A 7245-nucleotide genomic window follows, 5' to 3' on the forward strand; every position below is an offset into this window, starting at 1 on the left:
CTCCACCACCACCGCCACCCCCACCACCGCGTAGCGGCTTGCCGGGTGAGGGAACTTGGCGTAGGCCATGCGGGCCCCAGGCCGGATGGGGACGTGCACCTCGGTGAGGATTTCCCCTTCTTGCAAGGCGGTGCTGAACATGCCGGTGAAGAATTGGCCTGCTTCAACAACCCGGGCACCGCTCGGTCCTTGGGCTTTAATTTTGGCTTCTAGGGCCAGCACAGCTGCGGGCAGGTCGGCGGCGGGGTCGGCGTGGGCCAGGGAGCCCCCGATGGTGCCCTTGCTGCGTACCATGGGGTCGCCCACGTGGTGGAGCACCTGGGGAATGAGGGGGCAGTGCTCTTTCATCAGGGGGTGGTTTTCAAGCTCCCGGTAGGTGGTCATGGCTCCGATGACCAGGGTATCCCCCTCACGCCGTACCCCCCGAAGCTCGGGCAGCTTGGAGATGTCAACGAGGGTGCTCGGGGCGGTCAGCCGCAGCTTCATGGCCGGAATCAGGCTGTGCCCCCCAGCCAGGAGTTTGGCCTCGGGGTCTTGCTGCAGAAGCTGAATCGCTTCGGCTAGGCTGGTTGCCTTTTTGTAGGTGAAGGGCGCGGTGTACATAGACCTCCTTGGGGGAAGGGCAGGGGAGGGCCCCCGCCCCTTGTAAGCCTTAGTCTGCAGCCTGGGCCAGCCGGCTGCCGTGGATGGCCCGCCAGACCTTCTCAGGGGTGTAGGGCATGTCCAGGTGCTTGATGCCAAAGGGGCGCAATGCGTCCATCACCGCGTTGGCCACCGCCGCCGTGGAGGCGATGGTGCCAGCTTCGCCAATCCCCTTTACCCCCAGCGGGTTGTGCGGGCAGGGGGTGACGGTGTGGTCGTGTTCAATCTGCACCATGTCGTCGGCCCGGGGCAGGGCGTACTCCAGCAAATTGGCGCTCAGGAACTGGCCCTCTTTGTCGTAGACGGCCTCTTCCAGCAGGGCCTGGCCCAGCCCCTGGGCGATGCCCCCGTGCACCTGGCCTTCGGCAATAAGGGGGTTGATGACCGGGCCGCAGTCGTCCACCGACAGGTAGCGCAGCAGCTTGACCTTGCCGGTGTCGGGATCCACCTCCACCACCGCGATGTGGGTGCCAAAGGGGTAGACAAAGTTCTTGGGGTCGTAGAAGTGGGTGGCCTCTAGGCCCGGCTCGAGGTCGGCGGGGTAGTTGTGGGCCAGGTGGGCCTGTAGAGCAATGTCAAAGAAGGTCTTGGCCTTCTCGGGTACCCCCCGGACCATGAACTTGCCGTCCTCGTGGACGATGTCCTCTGGGGCTGCCTCCAGGAGATGAGCGGCGATGCGCTTGGCCTTATCCACGATTTTTCGGGCGGCCAACACGATAGCCGAAAGACCGGTGGGCGCTGAGCGCGACCCGTAAGAGCCCCAGCCGTAGGGCATCCGTCCGGTGTCGCCGTGTACCAGCACCACATCCTCCACCGGAATCTGCAGCTCGTCGGCCACCACCTGGGCAAAGGCCGTTTCGTGGCCCTGGCCGTGGCTGTGGGTCCCGGTGAAGACCTCCACCTTACCGGTCGGCATCACCCGCACCAGGGCGCTTTCCCACTGGCCGGCCTGGGCCCCTAGACTGCCCACCAGGGCCGAGGGGGCCAGGCCACAGGCCTCAATGTAGGTGACCACCCCAATGCCCATGTAGCGCCCCTGCTTGCGCCACTCCTCCTGCTGTTTGCGCAAGGCGGCGTAGTCCACCATCTCCAAAGCGCGGTTGAGCGCGGCCTCGTAGTTGCCAGAATCGTAGACCAGGGCCACAGGGGTCTGGTAAGGGAAGGCCTCAGGGGGAATCAGGTTCCTGCGCCGTAGCTCCACCGGGTCCATACCCAGCTCCTGGGCCGCCACGTCCACCAGCCGCTCTAGGAGGTAGGTGGCCTCGGGCCGTCCGGCCCCCCGGTAGGCGTCCACCGGGGTGGTGTGGGTGAACGGGGCGGTCACGTGGCAGTAGATGTGGGGGGTGGTGTAGGGGCCGGCTAGGAGGCAGCCGTAGAGGTAGGTGGGCACCGCCGGGGCGAAGGTGGTTAGGTAGGCCCCCATGTTGGCGATGGTCTCCACCCGCACCGCCAGAATCTTGCCGTCCTTATCCACTGCCATCTCGGCCACGGTCTCGTGGTCACGCCCGTGGGAGTCCATCGCGAAGCTCTCTGAGCGGCGGGCGGTCCACTTTACAGGCCGATTCAGCTTTTTGGAGGCGTACAGAACGATGATTTCCTCGGGGTACTGATAGATTTTGGAGCCGAAGCCCCCACCCACATCTGGGGCGATGACCCGCAGCTTGTGCTCGGGGATGCCCATCACAAAGGCTGCGATGATAAGCCGGTGTATGTGGGGGTTCTGGCTGGTGGTGTAGAGGGTAAACTCCCCGGAGGCGTGGTGGTACTGGGCCAAGGAGGACCGGGGTTCCATGGCGTTGGGCACCAGCCGGTTGTTGCGCAGGTTGAGCCTGACGGTCTTGTAGGCCTTCTCAAAGGCGGCGTCGGTCGCTGCTTTGTCCCCGATGCTCCAGGTGAAGCAGATATTGTCGGGGATGTCGTCGTGCACGGCGGGCGCACCGGGCTTGAGGGCGTCGCTGCCTAGGGCCACGGCGGGCAGCGGTTCGTACTCCACCTCCACCATTTGCGCAGCGTCCTCGGCAAGCTGACGGGTTTCAGCGACCACCGCGGCTACGATGTCCCCTACGTGCCGGGCCTTGTCTGGGGTGATGGCGTAGTGGGGTGGGGTCTTGATGCCAGGGTGCAGCCAGCCGGTGGGGATGCTCTTGATGCCCGCCTCGATCATCTCCTGCCCGGTGATGACCGCCAGCACGCCGGGCATGGCCAGGGCCTTGGAGGGGTCTATTTTCTTGATTCGGGCGTGGGCGTAGGGGGAGCGCACCATGGCCACGTGCACCATGCCGGGCAGGACCATGTCATCGGTGTAGTTGCCGCTTCCGGTGATGAACCGCGGGTCTTCCACCCGCTTCATCGCCTTGCCAAAGAACTTCTCAGCCATACCTTCCCCCTTAGTCGGCAGCAGCGGTCATACCAGCTTTGGCCATTTTTTGCGCGGCGTACTGCACAGCCTTGATAATGTTGTGGTAGCCGGTGCAGCGGCACAGGTTGCCCTCTAGGGCGTGGCGAATCTCAGCCTCGCTGGGGTTGGGGTTTTGGTTGAGCAGGTCCACCACGGCCATGATCATCCCTGGGGTGCAGAAGCCGCACTGTAGGCCATGCATCTCCCAGAAACCCTCTTGCACCGGGTGGAGTTTTCCGTCGGCCGCCAGCCCCTCAATGGTGGTTATTTGGCAGCCGTCGGCCTGAACGGCGAACATGGTGCAAGATTTGACCGCTTGGCCGTCCACGTGCACCGTGCAGGCGCCGCACTGGCTGGTGTCGCAGCCTACGTGGGTCCCGGTGAGGCCGAGGTGCTCGCGCAGGTAGTGAACGAGCAACAGGCGGGGTTCTACCTCGCTGTGGTGGGTTTGTCCATTGACGGTCACGCTGATTTTTACCTTTTCCATTAACTCCTCCTTGTAAAAATTCCGGCCAAACAGTCCGAGAAGCGGCAGGTGCTGGGCGGGCCCTCGCCTCCCTTCCGTAAACCAGGCAGGTGCGTTTTGGCAACCTCGAGGATGAGCAAACCCAAACCTCCTTGGGGTCTAATCCGGTTTCGGAATAGGCCTGCTTTGAATGAACTATACGCCTGAAGGGATGAGATTTGCAATTGGCGTACCCTCACGCTGAATCCTCGAGGGGTGAGATGTCAAGTTTTTCTGCTTTTCCAGGATGCCTGGAAGCCGCAGGAATGTGACCTTATTGGGTGCGGCCTGGGCGGCGGGTTTGCTAAGCTAAGCCCAATATGGCCAGCGAAGGCAGGGCTTTGCTCGCCGCCCTCGAGGCGGCCTGGGCCGAGGGTAAGGAAACCGCCGTTGCCACCGTGGTGCGGGTTATCGGCTCGGCCTACCGGCGCGAGGGGGCCAAGATGCTGGTGCGGGAGGATGGGGGCTCGGCCTGCATGATCTCCGGGGGGTGCTTGGAACAGGAGATGATTGAGCGGGCCATGCAAATCCTGGCGCGGGGAAGGCCGGAGCGAACCATCTTTGACTACGACGAGGAGAAGTCCTGGTGGCCGGGGTGTGGGGGCACGGTGGAGGTCTGGGTGGAACCGGTATGCCGGGGGGGGCTTTTTCACCGGTGGCTCGAGGAGAGCTTAGAGCAGGAGGCCTCGGTGCTGGCCACGGTTGTTGGTGGGGGTGAGGGCCGGCTTTGGCTGAAGCCCGACGGCAGCGTGGAAGGGCAGATTTCACCTCCGGAGCTCCACCAGCAGGTGTTGCGGGCGGCCCGCCAGATGCAAAGCGGCGCTTCCCGCCCCACCACCCGCTATATCCAGGAAGCAGAGGTCTTCTTTGACCTGAGTAGCCCCGTTCCGGAGTTGGTGCTTTTTGGGGCGGGCTACGATGCCAAACCCATGGCCAACCAGGCCTTGGTGCTGGGTTTCCGGGTTATGGTGGTGGACGCCAGACCGGATATGCTAGAGGGTTTTGAGGGCTGCCAGGTGGTTCAGGCGGCCCCCGAGGAGTTTGCCGGGCGGGTTCGCCTGACCCCACGGCAGCACGTCATCGTGATGAACCACCACCTAGAGATAGACCGCAAGGCCCTGCGCTTTGCCCTGGAATCGCCGGCCCGTTATGTGGGGGTATTAGGGCCCAGGAGCCGCCTGGAGAGAATGCTTGAGGACTTGAAGGGCGAGGGCTTTGCCCCCAGCCCCGAGCAACTCGCCCGCTTGCGCAACCCGATTGGGGTGGATATAGGCGCGGAGAGCCCTGAGGAGATAGCGCTTGCCGCCCTAGCCGAGATTGTGGCCTTGCAGAGGGGGTTCAAAGGAGGGTTTTTGAGCGAGAAAAAGGCAGGCATCCATGAGCCGGAGGGGAGGCCTGCCTACGCGCTTTGAGCCAGTCGGCGCATCTGCGCGGCGATGCGCACCGAGGCGTTGGAAGCCCCAAAGCCCTGGTAGTTGCGCCGCTCTACGATCTCGAAGAAGAAGAGGTCGGCGAAGGTCTGGGTGTAGGCCTGGAAGAACTCCCCCTCCTCGCTTTGCTCGTAGAGAATCTGGTGCCGTTTTAGGGTCTGCACGAAGTCCGGGGCCAGGCCGTAGCGGGCCTCGAGGTCGAGGTAATAGGTTTCAGGAATAGGAAGGAGCTCCACCCCGGCCTCCTCCAGGGCCGCCAGGGCGGCGAAGATGTCCGGGGTTTCCAGGGCGATGTGCTGCACCCCCCCGCCGTAGTAGGCGCTGAGGAAGCGCGAGGCCAGGGTCTCGGTGTGCTGGGAGGCGTTCTGCACCAGGCGCAGGGTGCCCTCGGGGTTCTGCACCACCTGGCTCTCGATGAGGCCTTTGGGGTCGGGGATTTCGGTTAGGTCGCTGGCCTCCAGCCCCAGCACGCTGCGGTAGAAAAGCCGCCAGGAGAGGAGCTTGGCCGGAGGCATGACCTGGGCGATGTGGTCAATGCGGCGCAGGTGAGGCTGGGCCGGGGGTGGGGACAGCGGCTCCAGGCCCGCCCACCAGGGGGTGTCCGGCTCGAGCAGGTATAGGAGGCTGCCCTCCAAGCCCTGCAGGGCCGGCAGCGGCCAGTCGGGGCCCTCTAGGATGGGGGCGCGATAGGCCCGGGCCCGGGCCAGGGCCTGGGGTAGGCTGGCCACCTCGAGCCCCAGCGCGCACACCGCGGTCCCGTGCAGCAGGTGGTAGCTGTGGGCGAAGCCCTCGGGCTCGGCGTTCACCACAAAGCGAGCCTCCCCCTGCTGCCATAGCCGCACCTGACGGGTGGGGTGGCGGTGGGTGCAGGCGAAGCCCAGCCGGGCCAGGAGGTCTTCCAGCAAAGCGGCCTCTCCCTCGCCCGCGGCGAACTCCACGAAGCCCACCCCCAGGCACCTGGGCGGGGGCGGCTGGCTTTGGGGCTGGGCCAGCCCCTGCAGGTAGATCAGCGAGCGGTGGGCGTCCTGGGCTACCTCGAGGGGCGGGGCCGAGCGGAACTGATCGTTGAAGATTTCCAGGGAGAGAAACCCCTGGTAGCGGGCCTCGGCCAGGGCTTGCATGAAGTCCTGCAGGGGGAGCTGGCCCTGGCCCGGCAGGTTGCGGAAGTGGCGGCTCCAGGGCAGAAGGCCCATCTCGAGCCGGGGCGCGTCGGCCACTTGCACCAGGAAAATCTTCTCCGGGGGGATGCGAGGAATCGCCGAGAGGGGAAGCCCCTGGGCCAGGATGTGGAAGCTGTCCAGGATGGTGCCCACCGCGGGGTGGTCGGCCCGGCGCACCACCTCCCAGGCGTCGCGGTAGTCGTGGATGTGCCGGCCCCAGGCCAAGGCCTCAAAGCCTATGCGCATCCCCCGCCGCCGGGCCCGCTCGCCCAGCTCGTAGAGGTCTTCGGCGGCCCGCTCGAGGCCGGGCAGGGCCTTGGGCGAAACATTGGAGCAGACCAGCAACAGCTCGGTGCCCAGGGCCTCCATCAGGTCAAACTTGCGCTCGGCCCGCTCGAAGGCCCGGCTGCGCTCGGGCTCGGGCAGGCCCTCGAAGTCGCGGAAGGGTTGGAGGGCCACCAGCTTTAGGCCCAGCTCCCGGATGAAGGCCCCCACCGCCTGGGGCGGCCCGTCAAAGGTGAGCAGGTCTTGCTCAAAGAGTTCCACCCCCTCAAAGCCGGCCTGGGCGATGGCCCGCAGCTTGCTCCGCAGGTCGCCGCTTAGGGAAACGGTGGCGATGGAAGTGCGGTAGCCCATGGGCTCACCCCTCCCAGACCAGTACAGCCTTGGCCTGGGGCAACCGCCCCTCCAGGAGCTCCTGGAAGGTCTCTTGGTAGGCGCTAAACGGGCGCACCAGCGCCAGCCCGTCGGGGAGCTGGGCCACCAGCCCCACCGCGCGGGAGAAGTCGTCGTGGGTGAAGACGTAGGCCCCCTTGACGCCGATCTCCTGCAGAACCAGGCGCTGCACGGGGAGGGAGGCCGAGGTGGCCTCGAGGCCCACCAGCACCACCATCCCGCCCGGCTCCACCGCGTTTACAGAGGCTTCTACGGTCTGCGCGCTGCCCACGCAGTCCAGCACCACCTCGAATCCTCCTTCCGCAGCCTCCAGTACTTCATCTACGAAGCCCAAGCCTTTCAGCCACTCCCGCCGCAGGGGGTTGCGCTCGGCCACCCGAACCCGGGCCCCACCCCGGTGCAAGAGCCAGGCCGCCAGGGTGCCGATGGCCCCCC

At 65.6% G+C, this 7245-nt stretch carries 6 protein-coding genes; 1 reads left to right on the forward strand and 5 read right to left on the reverse strand.

Annotated features, from left to right (window positions below):
• From Mlute_RS13360 to Mlute_RS13370, 3 genes are all read right to left on the reverse strand, one after another.
• A partial coding sequence (locus Mlute_RS13360) for an FAD binding domain-containing protein (RefSeq protein ID WP_119361093.1) occupies positions 1-603 on the reverse strand: 603 nt, incomplete at its 3' end.
• A 49-nt stretch (positions 604-652) separates the two neighbouring features.
• On the reverse strand, positions 653-3019 hold the full coding sequence (locus tag Mlute_RS13365; protein ID WP_119361094.1) for a xanthine dehydrogenase family protein molybdopterin-binding subunit: 2367 nt from the start codon (positions 3017-3019) through the stop codon (positions 653-655).
• Positions 3020-3029: 10 nt separating this feature from the next.
• A complete protein-coding gene (locus tag Mlute_RS13370; RefSeq protein ID WP_119361095.1) occupies positions 3030-3527 on the reverse strand; it encodes a (2Fe-2S)-binding protein in 498 nt (165 codons plus the stop codon).
• A 338-nt stretch (positions 3528-3865) separates the two neighbouring features.
• Between Mlute_RS13370 and Mlute_RS13375 the strand changes: the two genes are divergently transcribed.
• Positions 3866-4957 (forward strand): XdhC family protein, encoded by a 1092-nt coding sequence (locus tag Mlute_RS13375; RefSeq protein ID WP_119361096.1) that lies wholly within the window; start codon positions 3866-3868, stop codon positions 4955-4957.
• On the opposite strand, the gene Mlute_RS13380 is transcribed toward Mlute_RS13375, so the two are convergent.
• The gene (locus tag Mlute_RS13380) at positions 4945-6771 is read right to left on the reverse strand and encodes a bifunctional sugar phosphate isomerase/epimerase/4-hydroxyphenylpyruvate dioxygenase family protein (protein ID WP_119361097.1); all 1827 of its coding nucleotides are present in this window, start codon (positions 6769-6771) and stop codon (positions 4945-4947) included. The two genes, Mlute_RS13375 and Mlute_RS13380, sit on opposite strands and share 13 nt — an antisense overlap.
• Before the next feature lie 4 nt (positions 6772-6775).
• Positions 6776-7245: zinc-binding dehydrogenase (locus tag Mlute_RS13385; protein WP_147371102.1), on the reverse strand; the 470-nt coding region annotated here is incomplete at its 5' end.

The organism is Meiothermus luteus (genome assembly GCF_003574085.1).
Lineage (GTDB): Bacteria > Deinococcota > Deinococci > Deinococcales > Thermaceae > Meiothermus > Meiothermus luteus.

Bases quoted from the DNA above. Each gene is read 5' to 3' on its own strand.
- Mlute_RS13370 (WP_119361095.1), bottom strand. From the start codon at position 3,527: ATGGAAAAGGTAAAAATCAGCGTGACCGTCAATGGACAAACCCACCAC.
- Mlute_RS13365 (WP_119361094.1), bottom strand. From the start codon at position 3,019: ATGGCTGAGAAGTTCTTTGGCAAGGCGATGAAGCGGGTGGAAGACCCG.
- Mlute_RS13375 (WP_119361096.1), top strand. From the start codon at position 3,866: ATGGCCAGCGAAGGCAGGGCTTTGCTCGCCGCCCTCGAGGCGGCCTGG.
- Mlute_RS13380 (WP_119361097.1), bottom strand. From the start codon at position 6,771: ATGGGCTACCGCACTTCCATCGCCACCGTTTCCCTAAGCGGCGACCTG.